The sequence below is a fragment of the Mesorhizobium sp. M7A.F.Ca.US.006.01.1.1 genome (genome assembly GCF_003997935.1).
Classification (GTDB): domain Bacteria; phylum Pseudomonadota; class Alphaproteobacteria; order Rhizobiales; family Rhizobiaceae; genus Mesorhizobium.
This window is the reverse complement of the sequence record NZ_RZQL01000188.1, coordinates 1-14,219: the sequence shown is the minus strand read 5'-3', so window position 1 is coordinate 14,219 and position 14,219 is coordinate 1. Positions and strand designations below refer to the sequence as shown.

At 63.2% G+C, this 14,219-nt stretch carries 12 protein-coding genes; 7 read left to right on the top strand and 5 right to left on the bottom strand.

What is annotated here, in order from left to right:
- Nucleotides 1-858: ABC transporter ATP-binding protein (locus EN943_RS26840; RefSeq protein ID WP_164778387.1), on the top strand; the 858-nt coding region annotated here is incomplete at its 5' end.
- Nucleotides 859-894: 36 nt separating this feature from the next.
- Here EN943_RS26840 and EN943_RS26835 read toward each other — a convergent pair.
- From EN943_RS26835 to ugpB, 4 genes are all read right to left on the bottom strand, one after another.
- On the bottom strand, nt 895-1,962 hold the full coding sequence (locus EN943_RS26835; protein WP_127415299.1) for a sn-glycerol-3-phosphate import ATP-binding protein UgpC: 1,068 nt from the start codon (nt 1,960-1,962) through the stop codon (nt 895-897).
- A 7-nt stretch (nt 1,963-1,969) separates the two neighbouring features.
- Nucleotides 1,970-2,818, bottom strand: coding sequence for a sn-glycerol-3-phosphate ABC transporter permease UgpE (gene ugpE, locus EN943_RS26830; RefSeq protein ID WP_127415298.1), 849 nt, complete (start codon nt 2,816-2,818; stop codon nt 1,970-1,972).
- A gap of 9 nt (nt 2,819-2,827) precedes the next feature.
- On the bottom strand, nt 2,828-3,748 hold the full coding sequence (ugpA, locus tag EN943_RS26825; RefSeq protein ID WP_127415297.1) for a sn-glycerol-3-phosphate ABC transporter permease UgpA: 921 nt from the start codon (nt 3,746-3,748) through the stop codon (nt 2,828-2,830).
- A 158-nt stretch (nt 3,749-3,906) separates the two neighbouring features.
- Nucleotides 3,907-5,217, bottom strand: coding sequence for a sn-glycerol-3-phosphate ABC transporter substrate-binding protein UgpB (gene ugpB / locus EN943_RS26820; protein WP_027038134.1), 1,311 nt, complete (start codon nt 5,215-5,217; stop codon nt 3,907-3,909).
- Nucleotides 5,218-5,579: 362 nt separating this feature from the next.
- Here ugpB and EN943_RS26815 point away from each other — a divergent pair, with 362 nt between their 5' ends.
- Nucleotides 5,580-8,018 carry an EAL domain-containing protein gene (locus EN943_RS26815; protein WP_127415296.1) on the top strand — a complete coding sequence of 813 codons (2,439 nt, stop codon included), beginning with the start codon at nt 5,580-5,582 and terminating at the stop codon, nt 8,016-8,018.
- Here EN943_RS26815 and EN943_RS26810 read toward each other — a convergent pair.
- Entirely contained in the window at nt 8,015-8,704 is a 690-nt protein-coding gene (locus EN943_RS26810) for a TlpA disulfide reductase family protein (RefSeq protein ID WP_127415295.1), read from the bottom strand. The genes EN943_RS26815 and EN943_RS26810 overlap by 4 nt on opposite strands.
- A 35-nt stretch (nt 8,705-8,739) precedes the next feature.
- Here EN943_RS26810 and argH point away from each other — a divergent pair, with 35 nt between their 5' ends.
- The 5 genes from argH to EN943_RS26785 all read left to right on the top strand — a co-directional run.
- Entirely contained in the window at nt 8,740-10,140 is a 1,401-nt protein-coding gene (gene argH / locus EN943_RS26805; protein ID WP_127415294.1) for an argininosuccinate lyase, read from the top strand.
- A 139-nt stretch (nt 10,141-10,279) separates the two neighbouring features.
- A complete protein-coding gene (locus tag EN943_RS26800; RefSeq protein WP_127415293.1) occupies nt 10,280-10,486 on the top strand; it encodes a lipoprotein in 207 nt (68 codons plus the stop codon).
- A 64-nt stretch (nt 10,487-10,550) separates the two neighbouring features.
- Nucleotides 10,551-11,819, top strand: coding sequence for a diaminopimelate decarboxylase (lysA, locus tag EN943_RS26795; RefSeq protein WP_127415292.1), 1,269 nt, complete (start codon nt 10,551-10,553; stop codon nt 11,817-11,819).
- Between the two features lie 40 nt (nt 11,820-11,859).
- Nucleotides 11,860-12,801 carry a threonine/serine dehydratase gene (locus tag EN943_RS26790; protein WP_127415291.1) on the top strand — a complete coding sequence of 314 codons (942 nt, stop codon included), beginning with the start codon at nt 11,860-11,862 and terminating at the stop codon, nt 12,799-12,801.
- A gap of 259 nt (nt 12,802-13,060) precedes the next feature.
- Nucleotides 13,061-14,219: DUF4175 family protein (locus tag EN943_RS26785; protein WP_127415290.1), on the top strand; the 1,159-nt coding region annotated here is incomplete at its 3' end.

The window sequence follows — 14,219 nt, the reverse complement described above, 5'->3', positions numbered from 1 at the left end:
GCATATCGCCGAGGCATCGGCGTGGTGGCGCAGGATGGTGCCCTGTTTCCGCATCTGACCATTGGCGACAATATCGGTTTCGGCATGGATCGCGGCGAGGACAAGCGCGCTGAGCGCATTGTCGAGCTCGCCTATATCGTCGGCCTCGACAAGGCGATCCTCAAACGCCGCCCGCACGAGCTCTCCGGCGGCCAGCAGCAGCGCGTGGCGCTAGCCCGCGCCATGGCGATGAAGCCCAGGCTGATGCTTCTCGATGAGCCGTTCTCGGCGCTCGATACCGGCCTGCGCGCCTCGATGCGCAAGGCGGTGGCCGAGCTTCTGGAGGCCGCCGGCATCACCACCATCCTGGTGACGCACGACCAGGCCGAAGCGCTGTCCTTCGCCAGCCAGGTCGCGGTGATGCGCGACGGCAAGTTCTCGCAGGTCGGCACGCCGCGCGAGCTCTATCTCAAGCCGAAGGACAGGATGATCGCCGAATTCCTGGGCGACGCCATCATCCTGCCGGCCAAGATATCAAATGGCTTCGCCAACTCGCCGCTCGGCCGCATCGCGGTCGACACCAATGACAGCCGCGATATCGCCCGCATCATGCTTCGCCCGGAGCAGATCGCGCTGAAGAGAACGTCGCGCGAGGGCATGTCCGGCACGTCGGACATGCTGTTCGGCGAGGTGACGGAATCCGAATTCGCCGGCTCGATGTGCACGGTCGCGGTGCGGCTCTTGAACAATGCCGATCCGCCCGATGCGGCAGCGATCGGCAACACGCCGCTGGTCCTGCGCAAACCGGGCATGGACGCGCCGGCGGTCGGCGAGATCGTCCGGCTGACCGTATCGGGAAAGGCGCATGTCTTCGCCTGAACGCCGTACACGTGAGGTCCAGGCATATCCTTTGGATTAGCCGACGCGCTTTCCGGCCTGATCGAACCAGTGCAGCTTTTCTGCCTTGGCAACCACGCGCAATTGGTTGCCAACCGTGGCGGTGGCGCGACCCGCGACACGCACGACAATGCGGTTGCCGCCTGCCGCACAGTGAAGGAAACTTTCAGCGCCTACCGGTTCGACTGCCTCGACCAGCGCCGGCAGGACGAGCGCGCCGGACGGCGCCTCCGCATTGAAGGTGACGTCGGCATCCTCGGGCCGAAAACCGAGGGTCGCAGCTCTTGCCTCCCGAGGTGCGAAAGCAATCGCCGTGCCGTCTGCGAGCACCGCGCCCGAGGCGCCTTCGGTCAGTGCCAGGAGATTCATCGGCGGCGCGCCAATGAAGGAAGCAACGAACGTCGAGGCCGGCCTTTCGTAGATGTCGAGCGGCGCCCCCATTTGCTCGACCAGTCCGGCATTCATGACGACGAGGATGTCGGCCAGCGTCATCGCCTCGAGCTGGTCATGTGTGACATAGACCGAGGTGACGCCAAGCGAGCGCTGCAGGTTCTTTATCTCGACCCGCATCTGGCCGCGCAATTTGGCATCGAGATTGGAGAGCGGCTCGTCGAACAGGAAAACCCTCGGGTTGCGCACAATGGCACGACCCATGGCGACACGCTGGCGCTGGCCGCCGGAAAGCTCGCGCGGGCGGCGGTCGAGCAGCGCCGAAAGTTCCAGTATTTTCGCCGTCGCGCGGACCCGGCTGTCGATCTCATCTTTCGGCGTGCCGCGGTTGCGCAGCCCATAGGCCATGTTGTCGTAGACTTTCATATGCGGATAGAGCGCGTAGTTCTGGAACACCATGGCGATGTCACGCTCGGTGGGACCGATTGAGTTTACGATCTTGCCGTCGATCGCAACTGTTCCCGAGGAGATGGTTTCGAGCCCGGCGATCATCCTGAGCAGCGTGGACTTGCCGCAACCCGATGGGCCGACGAGCACGCAAAGCTCTTTGTCGGGAACTGCGATTGAAACGCCCTTCACGGCCTCGAAACCGCTGGGGTAGACCTTCTTCACATCCTTCAGATCGACGGTCGCCATCAGCTTCTCACTTTTCGGAATCGACGAGGCCGCGAACGAACCAGCGTTGCATCAGCACCACGACCAGGATCGGCGGCACGATGGCCAGCATCGCTGTAACCATGACCAGGTGCCATTGCGTATCGGCATCGGCGAAGGAGACCATCTTTCTGAGCGCGATGACGATCGTGTTCATGTTGCTGCTGTTGGTGACGAGCAACGGCCACAGATACTGGGTCCAGCCATAAATGAAGAGGATGACGAACAGCGCCGCGATATTTGTCCGCGACAGCGGCAACAGGATATCGAAGAAGAAGCGCCACGGCCCCGCACCGTCAACACGCGCCGCCTCCACCAGCTCACCTGGAATGGTCATGAAAAACTGTCGAAACAGCAATGTGGCGGTGGCCGAGGCGATCAGCGGGATGATCAGGCCGGCATAGGTGTCGATCATGCCGAGATCGACCATCACCTTGTAGGTCGGCAGGATGCGCACCTCGACGGGAAGCATCAAGGTGATGAAGATCAGCCAGAAGAAGGTCATGCGCAGCGGAAAGCGGAAAAATACGATCGCGTAGGCCGACAGGATCGAGATGAAGATCTTTCCCACCGCGATGCCGAGCGCCATGACCGTGGTGTTGAGCAGCAGCCTGCCAACGCTGACGCCGCCGATGCGGCCGACACCGCCGAACAGCGCTTCGGCGTAATTGTTCCAGAACTGATCGCCGGGCAGGAGCGGCAATGGCGGCCTGAGGATCGTTTGCAGCGTCTGCGTCGAGGCAACGAACGTGTAGTAGATCGGGAAGGCGACGATCAATATGCCGAGGATCAGCACGGCGTGGGCGATGACGGTGCGGAGCGGTGACTGGCCGATCATCGCTCGCCCTCAGCCGTAATGGACTTTGCGTTCCACATAGCGGAACTGGATGGCCGTGAGCGAGATGACGATGACCATCAGGATGACCGACTGCGCCGCCGAGTCACCGAGGATCAGATTGACGAAGCCGTCATTGTAGACCTTGTAGACCAGCGTCTCAGTCGTCTTGCCCGGACCGCCTCCGGTGACGGCATGGACGATGCCGAACGTGTCGAACAGGGCATAGACGGTGTTGACGACCAGCAGGAAGAAGGTCGTCGGCGCAAGCAGCGGGAAGACGATGGTCCAGAATCGCTTGGTCTCGCCGGCGCCGTCCATGGCCGCCGCCTCGATCAAGGCTTTCGGCACCGCCTGCAGGCCGGCGACGAAGAACAGGAAATTGTAGCTGATCTGCTTCCAGGCAGCGGCGGACACCAGCAGGATCATGGCGTGGGTGCCGTTGAGCAGTGGATCCCAGGCGATGCCGAAACTCCTCAGCATGTAGGCCAGCGACCCGATCGACGGGTTGAAGAGGAACAGCCACAGCATACCGGCAATCGCCGGCGCCACCGCGTAGGGCCAGATCAAGAGCGTGCGGTAAAGGCCTTTGCCGCGCACCACCTTCTCTGCCATCACCGCAAGCAGGAGCGCCACGCACATGGCGACGATAGCGGTCGCAAGGGAAAACACCACCGTGACCTTGATCGAGTTTAGGTAGGCCGGATCGGCAAGGACTTTCCTGAAATTGGCGAACCAGACGAACTTGGTCCTCAGCCCGAACGGATCCTGCCTGAGCATGGATTGGTAGAACGCCTGACCGGCCGGCCAGTAGAAAAAAACGAGCGTGATGGCCAGTTGCGGCGCCACAAGCAGGTAGGGAAGAACCTTGTTGGGAAACACGACGCGAGGGGTCACGGAGCCACTCCGAGGTAATGAGGCGGGCGGCACCATGCGGCACCCCTCTCCGCCAGGATGGCTTTGATGAGCGTTTCGGATTCGGCATCATCGACCATTGGCGAAATCGCAAGGCACGGCAAAACCCCCCTCGCCGAGGGGAGATGCCTGGCAGGACAGGTGGGTACGCCGTAGAGCAAGGACCTGCGCTCGCTCTAATTCCCCAGCGCTTCCTTGATTGCGGCATTGCCACGCGTAACCGCATTGTCGAGTGCCTGCTGCGCGGTTTGCTGGCCGGCGAGCATCTTCTCGAACTCCTCGTTCTGGATATCGCGCACCTGCGGCAGGTTCGGCAGACGTACGCCCTTGGAATTGTCGGTCGGCGCCTTACCCGTCATCTGCAGGATCGGAGTCTCGCGGCCGACGTTCTTGTCATAGAAACCGGACTTCTTGGTCGCTTCATAAGCCGCCAGCGTTACCGGCAGATAACCCGACTTCTGGTGCAGGTATTCCTGAACGTCAGTCTTGGACAGATAGGCGAAGAAAGCGGCCACTCCCTTGTATTCCTCATCGGATTTGTCCGCAAAAACCCACAGGCTGGCGCCGCCCGGCGTGGTGTTCTGCGGTGCGCCCTTGGCGTCGCTGTCATAGGGCAATTGGCCAATGCCGTAATTCATGCCGGACTTGACGATATCACCAAGTCCGCCGGAGGATTCAGTCATGATCCCGCATTCGCCCGCAAGGAAGATCTGCTTGGCTTCGGAGGTGCGGCCGCCATATTTGAAGGTGCCGTCCTTGGCGAGGTCTGCGAGCGCCTGGAAATGGTTGACGAAAATCGGCGCATTGATCTTGAGCTCGACATCGCCGCCGGCCAGACCGTTCTGCTGGGTGGCCCATGACACATCATTCCAGGCCGCGAAATTCTCCAGATGGATCCAGGTCAGCCAGGTCGAGGTGTAGCCGCAGGCGGCCGCGCCGCTCGCCTTGATCTTCTTGGCATCTTCCCACACCTCATTCCAGGTCTTGGGTGGGCTGTCGACGTCGAGACCAGCCTTCTTGAAGATATCCTTGTTGTAATAAAGGATCGGCGAGGAGGAGTTGTAGGGGAAGGAGAGCATGGTGCCGTCCGGCTTCGAATAATAGCCGACTATGCCTGGCAGATACTGGCTCTTGTCGAAGGTCATTCCTGCGCCGGTCAACACATCGGCTGCCGGCTTGATCGCGCCTTCGGCTGCCATCATCACGCCGGTGCCGACGTCGAACACCTGGATAATGTCTGGGGCCTGGCCCGCGCGGTAGGCGGCAATGCCGGCATTCAGCGTCTCGGGATACGTGCCTTTGAACACCGGAACGAGTTCATAGTCGCTCTGGCTGGCATTGAAATCTTTGGAGATCTTGTCGACAACTTCGGCATTGGCGCCAGTCATGGCGTGCCACCAGCTGATCTGCGTGACAGCAAAAGCGGAGGTTGAGGAAAGCAGCATAAAGGTGGCGGCAACACCGGCCGCGAAGCCGAAGGACTTCATGTTTCATCTCCCGTTTGTCATTGGCGAAAGAGGCACTCCCGCGAAGGCAATATGTGTCGCTCGTGACAATCAGACAACGGTTTTGTTGCAGATCGACGAACTTCACCCTTTACCTAACGCAACGCTCGCCTCCGCCTGGAGGCATGGAAAGCGATACGGTTAGCCGGCTCAGCGGGACGACAGGCGCGCCAGGAACCACCGTCGGGACTGCCAAGCTGGCTTTCGGCGTGCCAGCCCTGATTGCAGCCGCTGCAACCCGAAGAGACACGCCAAGGTTGCAGGCAACTTTATCGATCGCTCAACGGCAAAGCGCTACTCAATCCTGCTGCCCTGTTTATTTCCAATAGATCAGGTGAAATAAAATGCTGACGGTCTACAATTGTATCGTCAACGAACACGATCTGAGACTGGTCGCACTCGCCGCGCTGATCTGCGGAATTTCCTGTTTCTCTGCCGTCAACCTGCTTCATCACATAAGCCGCTCCACCGATCGGAACCGGCTTGCCTGGCTGATGATCGCGGCCACTTCGACCGGCTTCGGCATCTGGGCAACGCACTTCATCGCCATGCTCGCATTCACACCGGGCATACCCAGTGCTTACGATCCCGCACTCTCCGTGCTTTCGCTCGCTGCTTCGGTCACTCTGACGGCAGCCGGCATGTGGATCGCCACCTTGCGGAATGAGTTCGACTATCATCTCGTCGGCGGCGCCGTCCTGGGCGGCGGTATCGCGGCGATGCACTACATCGGCATGGCGGCGTTCGAGGTTCAGGGCCGCATCGAGTGGAACCTGTTGCTTGTCGCCGTTTCCCTTCTGGCCGGCGTGACACTCGCGGCGCTGGCGCTGCGTGTCGTGCAGCGTCGCCCCTCCTTGAAGGCGACATCCGGCGGCGCGGTGCTGCTGACGCTGGCGATCTGCACCTTGCATTTCATCGGTATGGGTGCCGTCTCGATCTTCCCCGATCCCTCGATCGTCATATCCGAATACACGATCGAGCCGACCTCGCAGGCTTTCGCGGCCGCCGCCGCCACACTGGTGATCCTGGTTCTGTCGGCATCGGCACTGTGGATCGATTTGCGCTTCCGTCGCCAGAAGCTCGAGGTCGACCGCATGCACGGCCTGGCCAATGCCGCCGTGGAGGGGCTGATCGTCTGCGACGGCAACCGCATCATCAGTGCCAATGACAGCATTGCGACACTGACGGGCATCGCAACAGCGACGCTGAACGGAATGCAGCTTGGCGATCTCTTCGGATCCGATATGTCGGGCTTCGGCGAACAGCCGCAGGAGGCCGAATTGAGCGGCCGCGATGGCACGAGCATTCCTGTCGAGCTGATCGCCAGGAGCATCGACTACTGTGGCAAACCGCACAACGTGGTCGCGGTCCGCGACATTCGCGAGCGCAAGAAGGCGGAACAGGAGATCCTGCGGCTTGCCCATTTCGATCCACTGACCGGACTGGCCAATCGCCGCAGCTTTTCCGGTCGGCTGGAGACGGAAATTGCCGCGATGGGCCGGACCAGGAAAGGCGGCCAGCTTGCGCTTCTGCTGCTTGATCTCGACCGGTTCAAGGAGGTCAACGACCTGTATGGGCACGGCGCAGGCGACGCCATGCTGCAGAAGGTTGCGCATTGCGCGACCGGCATCCTTCGTCAAGGACAGATGGTGGCGCGGCTGGGCGGCGATGAGTTCGCCATCATCGCGCCGAACCTGACCGACCCGTTGGAGGCGGGCCGTATCGCCAACGCCGTGCTGACCGCGATGCGCGAGGAAAACCGGCTCTCTGTCGGCGGCGGCCTTGTGTCGGCAAGCATCGGCATTGCGCTGTATCCATCGGATGCCGAAAACCAGGCCAGCCTGATAAGCCACGCCGATACGGCACTCTACCGGGCCAAGACCGAGGGCAAGGACACCTACCGTTATTTCGAAGCTTCGATGGGGGCCGAGGCCCGCGACAAGCGCGTGATGGAGCACGAACTGCGCCAGGCGGTCGCACGCCAGGAGTTCTACCTCGTCTACCAGCCGCAGAAAGAGATCAGCAGCGGAAAGATGGTCGGCTTCGAAGCGCTGGTCCGCTGGCGGCATCCGACGCGCGGCGACGTGTCGCCCAGCATATTCATCCCGGTGGCCGAAGACAGCGGAGCCATTGGCCAGATTGGCGAATGGGTGCTGACGGCTGCCTGCGAGGAAGCCGCCCGCTGGGAAAATCCGCTGACGGTGGCCGTCAACGTTTCGGCGGTGCAGCTCCACAACACGAATTTCAGCCGCAAGGTCCACGAAACATTGCTGAATTCCGGCCTCGCGCCCGGCAGGCTCGAGCTTGAGATCACCGAGACGGCGCTTGTTAAGGACATGCCGCGGGCGCTGGCCACCTTGCGGCAGGTCAAGGCGCTGGGCGTGCGCGTGGCCATGGACGATTTTGGAACCGGCTATTCCTCGCTCTCCAACCTTCGCGCCTTCCCCTTCGACAAGATCAAGATCGATGGCTCCTTCATCAAGTCCGTCGACAAGAACGGCCAGGTCGCGGCGATCGTGCGCGCCGTCCTGGGACTTGGGCGCGGTCTCGGCCTGCCGGTTCTGGCGGAGGGTGTCGAGACGCTCGGCGAACTGAAATTCCTGGACGCCGAAGCCTGCGAGATCGGCCAGGGCTATTATATCGGCAGGCCAGCTCTCATCGAGGAATTCGGCGAGCTAACCGGTGTCGTCGCACCCGCTGTCGGCAGCAAACCCGCCACCTTGCGCGACAGAAGCGTTCTGGCCTTCGCGCCCGCGCCTGTCCTTGGCCTGAATAGGGCTTAAAGACTCTCGGGCTTGAGTGCCGTTTCGACCAGCCGCCTGGCGTCCGGTCCCGACCATTCGGCCGGGCCGTTCATATGGGCGATCAGGCAGCCTTCGCCGTCGACCAGCATGGTGACGGGAAGGCCTAGCGCCAGCCCGCGCTTCTTGAGGTCGTTGAACAGCGCCATCGTCGAATCCCGGTAATAGCCGAGCGTCGCGACACCGGTATCGCTGAGGAACTTCTTCGGCTTCACATCGTCACCGGCATCGACATTGACGGCCACCACTTGAAAGGCGTCGCTGCCCTTTTCCTTCTGCAGCGCATCGAGCGCCGGCATTTCGGCACGGCACGGCGCGCACCATGTCGCCCACAGATTGAGCAGCACCGTCTTGCCGGCATGATCGGCAAGCGTCATCGGCTTGCCGTCCGGACCGTTGAAGGCGAGGCTCTTCAGAGATTGTGGCGGATCGGCCGGCAAAAGGGCCGCAACCTCACCGGTGGCCGACGCCGCGACTTTCTTGGCGCGGTCGCTCTTGGCCGCGCAGGCCACGTCGTCCTTGCTTTCACCCAGGGCAGCTTGTGCCGGTGCATTGTTGCCAGACCGGCTCTCGCTGACATATACCGCGACCGCGCCCGCCAGCGCGCCCGCCACCAAGGCGGCGAGGATCAGGCGCGGGGCCGGGAAGAATCTACTACCGTCTGCCATTTTCTCAAAACTGCTCCGAAGCACGGGTTATAGCCATGAGCGACAAGAAAACCAGCAACCAGATGTGGGGCGGACGTTTTGCCTCGGGTCCGGCCGCCATCATGGAAGCGATCAACGCGTCTATCTCCTTCGACCGCAAACTCTATGCGCAGGACATCAAAGGCTCGATCGCCCATAGCGAGATGCTGGCGCAAACGGGCATTATTTCGGCGGCCGACCAAGAAAAAATCGCTGATGGGCTAAACACGATCCTGAAAGAGATCGAAGCCGGCAGCTTCGAGTTCTCGACGCGGCTCGAAGACATCCACATGAACATCGAGGCGCGCCTCGCCGATCTGATCGGCCCGGCAGCCGGCCGCCTGCACACCGCCCGCTCGCGCAACGACCAAGTCGCGGTCGATCTGAGGCTGTGGGTCAAGGAGGAGTGCTTTCGCATCGCCGAGGCGTTGAAGGGATTGATCGAGGCGCTGCTGGAGCGGGCCGAGGAGCATGCGGCGACCGTGATGCCGGGCTTCACCCATATGCAGGCGGCCCAGCCGGTGACTTTCGGCCATCACTGCATGGCCTATGTCGAGATGTTTTCGCGCGACCTGTCGCGCGCGCGCGATGCGATCGAACGGATGGATGAAAGCCCGCTCGGTGCCGCGGCGCTGGCCGGCACCAGCTTCCCGATCGACCGTCACCGGACCGCCAAGGCGCTCGGCTTCCGCGAGCCGATGCGCAATTCGCTCGACAGCGTCTCGGATCGCGATTTCGCGCTCGAGTTCCTCGCTTTTGCCGCGATCTGCGCCACGCATCTGTCGCGGCTGGCCGAAGAGATCATCATCTGGTCGACGCCGCAGTTCGGCTTCGTCAGGCTGTCGGACTCGTTTTCCACCGGCTCGTCGATCATGCCGCAGAAAAAGAATCCCGATGCCGCCGAACTGGTGCGCGGCAAGACCGGCCGCGTCACCGGCCATCTGGTCGGCCTGCTGACCGTGATGAAGGGCATGCCTTTGACCTATGGCAAGGACATGCAGGAAGACAAGGAATCGGTGTTCGACGCCGCCGAGACGCTCGACCTGATGCTGGCGGCGATGACCGGCATGGTCTCGGACATGACTGTCAACGCTGCCGCGATGAAGAAGGCCGCCGGCTCCGGCCACGCGACAGCAACCGACCTTGCCGATTGGCTGGTGCGCACGCTCGGCCTGCCGTTCCGCGAGGCGCATCATGTCACCGGCCGGGCGGTGGCGCTGGCCGAAGACAAGAAGGTGGGGCTGGAGAAGCTTTCCCTGGAGGATTTGCAGTCGATCGATCCCGGCATCACGGCCGACATATTTTCGGTGCTGGCGGTGCAGAACTCGGTCAAGAGCCGCACCAGTTTCGGGGGCACCGCGCCGTCGGAAGTGAGGAAGCAGATCCGCGCCTGGAAAAAGCGGCTGGCGAAGGCGTAATGCCGGATGTTGCGCCAGCAATATCCCGGCAATACCCGGACGTTGCGCCAGATATTGCGACGAGCAATATCTCGGGGTGCAATGCGCCGAGAACTCGGCTAAAAGCGGCGGCTGACAAACGTTTCGGACGGATGGATCGATGACCGGAAGCAGGATTTTGGTGACGCTGACGCTGCTGGTGGCGGTCGCGACCGTCTCGGCCTGCGGCAGGAGGGGCGGTCTCGACACGCCCTATGAGGCGGCCGTGCAGGCGCGCAAGGATGCCTCGAAGGCCCATCAGCCCGTGCCGCCGGAGCCGGAAAAACCGGTCAAGGACAAGAAGTTCATCCTCGACCCGCTGATATAGAGCCGACGAGAGCGGGGCCTTCCAACCCGATCCCATCGCGCCCCAACTTTCCGGAACCACTCCCGTGAACCATTTCGACTACCGCGACGGCGTGCTCCATGCCGAGGACGTGGCGATACCAGATATCGCCGCACAGGTCGGCACGCCATTCTACTGCTATTCGACGGCCACACTGACCCGGCACTACCGGGTGTTTGCGCAAGCCTTTGCCGGGCTCGACGCGCTGGTCTGCTACGCCATGAAGGCCAATTCCAACCAGGCCGTCCTGCGGACGCTGGCGAAGCTCGGCGCCGGCGCCGACGTGGTTTCGGAAGGTGAATTGCGTCGGGCGCTGGCCGCCGGCATCCCGGCCGGCAAGATCTTGTTTTCCGGCGTTGGCAAGACCGCGCGCGAAATGGACTTTGCCCTTGCCGCCGGCATCCTCTGCTTCAACGTCGAGTCCGAGCCTGAACTCGAGCTGTTGTCGGCGCGAGCCACTGCCCTTGGCAAGCTGGCGCCGATCTCGCTGCGCATCAATCCCGATGTCGACGCCAGGACTCACAAGAAGATCTCCACCGGCAAGGCCGAGAACAAATTCGGCATCCCGTGGCAGAAGGCGCGTCAGGTCTATGGCCGCGCGGCAGCGCTTCCCGGCATCAGGATCACCGGCATCGACACCCATATCGGCAGCCAGATCACCGAACTGCAGCCTTTCGACGACGCCTTCGCCCTGCTTGTCGATTTGGTCGGCGCGTTGCGGGCGGACGGCCATGCCATCGAACATATCGATGTCGGCGGCGGCCTCGGCATCCCCTATCGCGTCGACAACAACCCGCCGCCGCTGCCCGATGCCTATGCCCAGATCGTCAGGAAGCATGTCACCAAGCTCGGCCTGAAGGTGATGTTCGAGCCTGGCCGGCTCATCGTAGGCAATGCCGGTATCCTCGTCTCGGAAGTGATCTTCGTAAAGGAAGGCGACGCCAAGAACTTCCTCGTCGTCGACGCCGCCATGAACGATCTCATCCGGCCGACGCTCTACGATGCCTTCCACGATATCCGTCCAGTCGTGCAGCCGCCGGCCGACACGCCGCGCATGACGGTCGACGTGGTCGGCCCGGTCTGCGAGACCGGCGATTATATCGGCCTGGACCGCGAACTGCCCAGGCTGAAGGCCGGCGACCTGATTGCCGTCTCCACCGCCGGTGCCTATGGCGCCGTGCAGGCCGGCACCTACAACACCCGTCTGCTGGTTCCTGAGGTGCTGGTCGACGGCGACCGGTTCCACGTCGTGCGCCCACGCCTGACCTATGACGACCTGATCGGGCTGGATTCGATGCCCGACTGGCTTGCGTAGAAGCGCCGGAAACACACCTACCCGTCAAAGGGAGCAAATCATGACGAACGGCATCACCGTCACACGCGAGCGCATTGCCGCGATGGAACCGCGCATCCGCCCTTATATCAGGCACACGCCGGTGCTGCGCGTCGACATGGCCGACTTCGATCGGCCGCCGCTGGCCGTCGACCTGAAGCTCGAATGCCTGCAGCATTCCGGCTCGTTCAAGGCGCGCGGCGCCTTCACCAATCTCCTGGAGCGGCCCGTTCCCGAGGCCGGTGTCGTCGCCGCATCGGGCGGCAATCATGGTGCGGCCGTCGCCTATGCCGCCATGCGGCTGGGCCACAAGGCGACCATCTTCGTTCCCGAAGTGAGCCCGGCGGCCAAGCTGGAACGGATCCGCAGCTACGGCGCCGAGCTGATCGTCGGTGGCGCCCGCTACGCCGAGGCGCTGGCCGCCAGTGAGCGTTTCGCCGAGGAGACGGGTGCCTTGCAGATCCATGCCTTCAACCAGGAGGAAACGCTGGTCGGCCAGGGCACGCTTGGGCTGGAAATCGAGCGCGATTTGCCTCGGATCGACACGCTGCTGGTCGCTGTCGGCGGCGGCGGCCTGATCGGCGGCATCGCTGCCTGGTTTGCCGGCCGCACCCGCATCGTCGCCGTCGAGCCGGAAGGCGCGCCGACGCTGCATCGCGCCTTCGAGGCCGGACACCCCGTCGACGCTCCGGCCGAAGGCATCGCCGCCGACTCGCTTGCGCCAAAGCGCGTCGGCGAGATGATGTTCCCGATCGCCAAGGCCTTTGTCGAACGCTCGATCCTTGTCAGCGACGACGACATCATCGCCGCGCAGAAGGCGCTGTGGGACCGGGCTCGCATCATCTCCGAGCCGGGAGGTGCGGCCGCCTTTGCCGCCGTCCTGGCCGGCCGCTATGCGCCGGCGGCGGGCGAACGGGTCGCCGTGCTGGTCTGCGGGGCGAATGCGGACCCCGCTACCTTCTAAAGGGCCCACCACCTTCTGAAGGGCCCACCACCTTCTGAAGGTCTGCAGAATGGAACTATAACGACCCACTTCACGTTTTTCCGAACTGCCTCGCCTTTGCCGTGTTTGCTGGTATTCTTTGAGTCGTGAGGCGTCGGGCTATCCTGCCCGCTCCACAGCATGATCCCGAGAAGTGAAATCCCTTTCGGAACCAGATCATGCTCATAGGGATAGGGCCGCATCCCGGTTTTCGGGATGCAATAGGCTCAAGGAAGGGCCGATGACGCAACGACCCACCTTCAGCAGCGATCGCGGCTTCGCCGGGCGCCTGGCCTTGAGCCGGCTGGCGACGCGGGTCTCGATGATGGTCGAGCGCGGCTGGCCGTTGCTGCTTCCGCTCGTCATCGTCGCCAGCCTGTTCCTCACCATCTCCTGGCTCGGCCTGTTCTCCCGGCTGCCGGATACGGCGCGCATCGGCCTGGTCGCTGGTTTTGCCATAGCGGCACTGGCCGCGCTCTATCCGCTGCGCTTCTTCCGCCTGCCGGGCGCCGCCGAAATCGACCGCCGCATCGAGGCCGCCAATCAATTGTTGCACAGCCCGGTGCTGGTGCAGACCGACCGGCCAAGCGGCAGGGAAAGCAGCTTCTCGCAGGCGCTGTGGCGCGAACACCAGAAGCGCATGGCTGGAAAGCTCGACAATCTTGGCGCCGACCTGCCGCGCACGCGCGTGCCGGAGCGCGACCCCTGGGGGCTGCGCGCGGTGGCGGCCCTTTTGCTCGTGACCGCCTTCGCCTTCTCCTTCGGGCCGACGGGCGGCAGGATCAGCGACGGCTTCAATGCCCATGGCGCGCGCGATATCGTGCCGCCGCGCATTGATGCATGGGTGACGCCGCCGGCCTATACCGGCAAGCCGCCGATCTTCCTGACCGCCGACGCCAACCAGGCGATCCCGACCTTTACGGTTCCCGAAGGCAGTGACGTTTCGCTGCGCGTGACGGGCGGCTCAGGCGAGGAAACGCTCGGCTATGCCGACAAGAATGGCAACGCCCGCGCCATCGACCCGGCCGGGCCGCAGGCCGCCAAGCCGGCGGCAAGCCCGGCGACGCCGTCCAAGGTGCGCCAGTTCACCAGCAAGCTGACCGGCGACGGCACGCTGACGCTGACGTCGGGCGAGGACCAGCTCGGCCGCTGGGCCTTCGCGGTCGTATCGGACAAGCCGCCGCAGATCCGCTTCGTCGGCGAGCCCAAGCGCGCCGCCAACGGCGCCTTCGAGCTAAACTACCAGATCGACGACGACTATGGCGCCGCCACCGCCAAGGCGGTGTTTGCGCTCGCCGATCCGCAGGCGCCCAATGCGCGCCCGCTGTACGGTGCACCTGAGATGCCGCTGACGCTGCCGCGCCGCGGCGGCAAATCGAACGCCGCCAGGACCTCTAAGG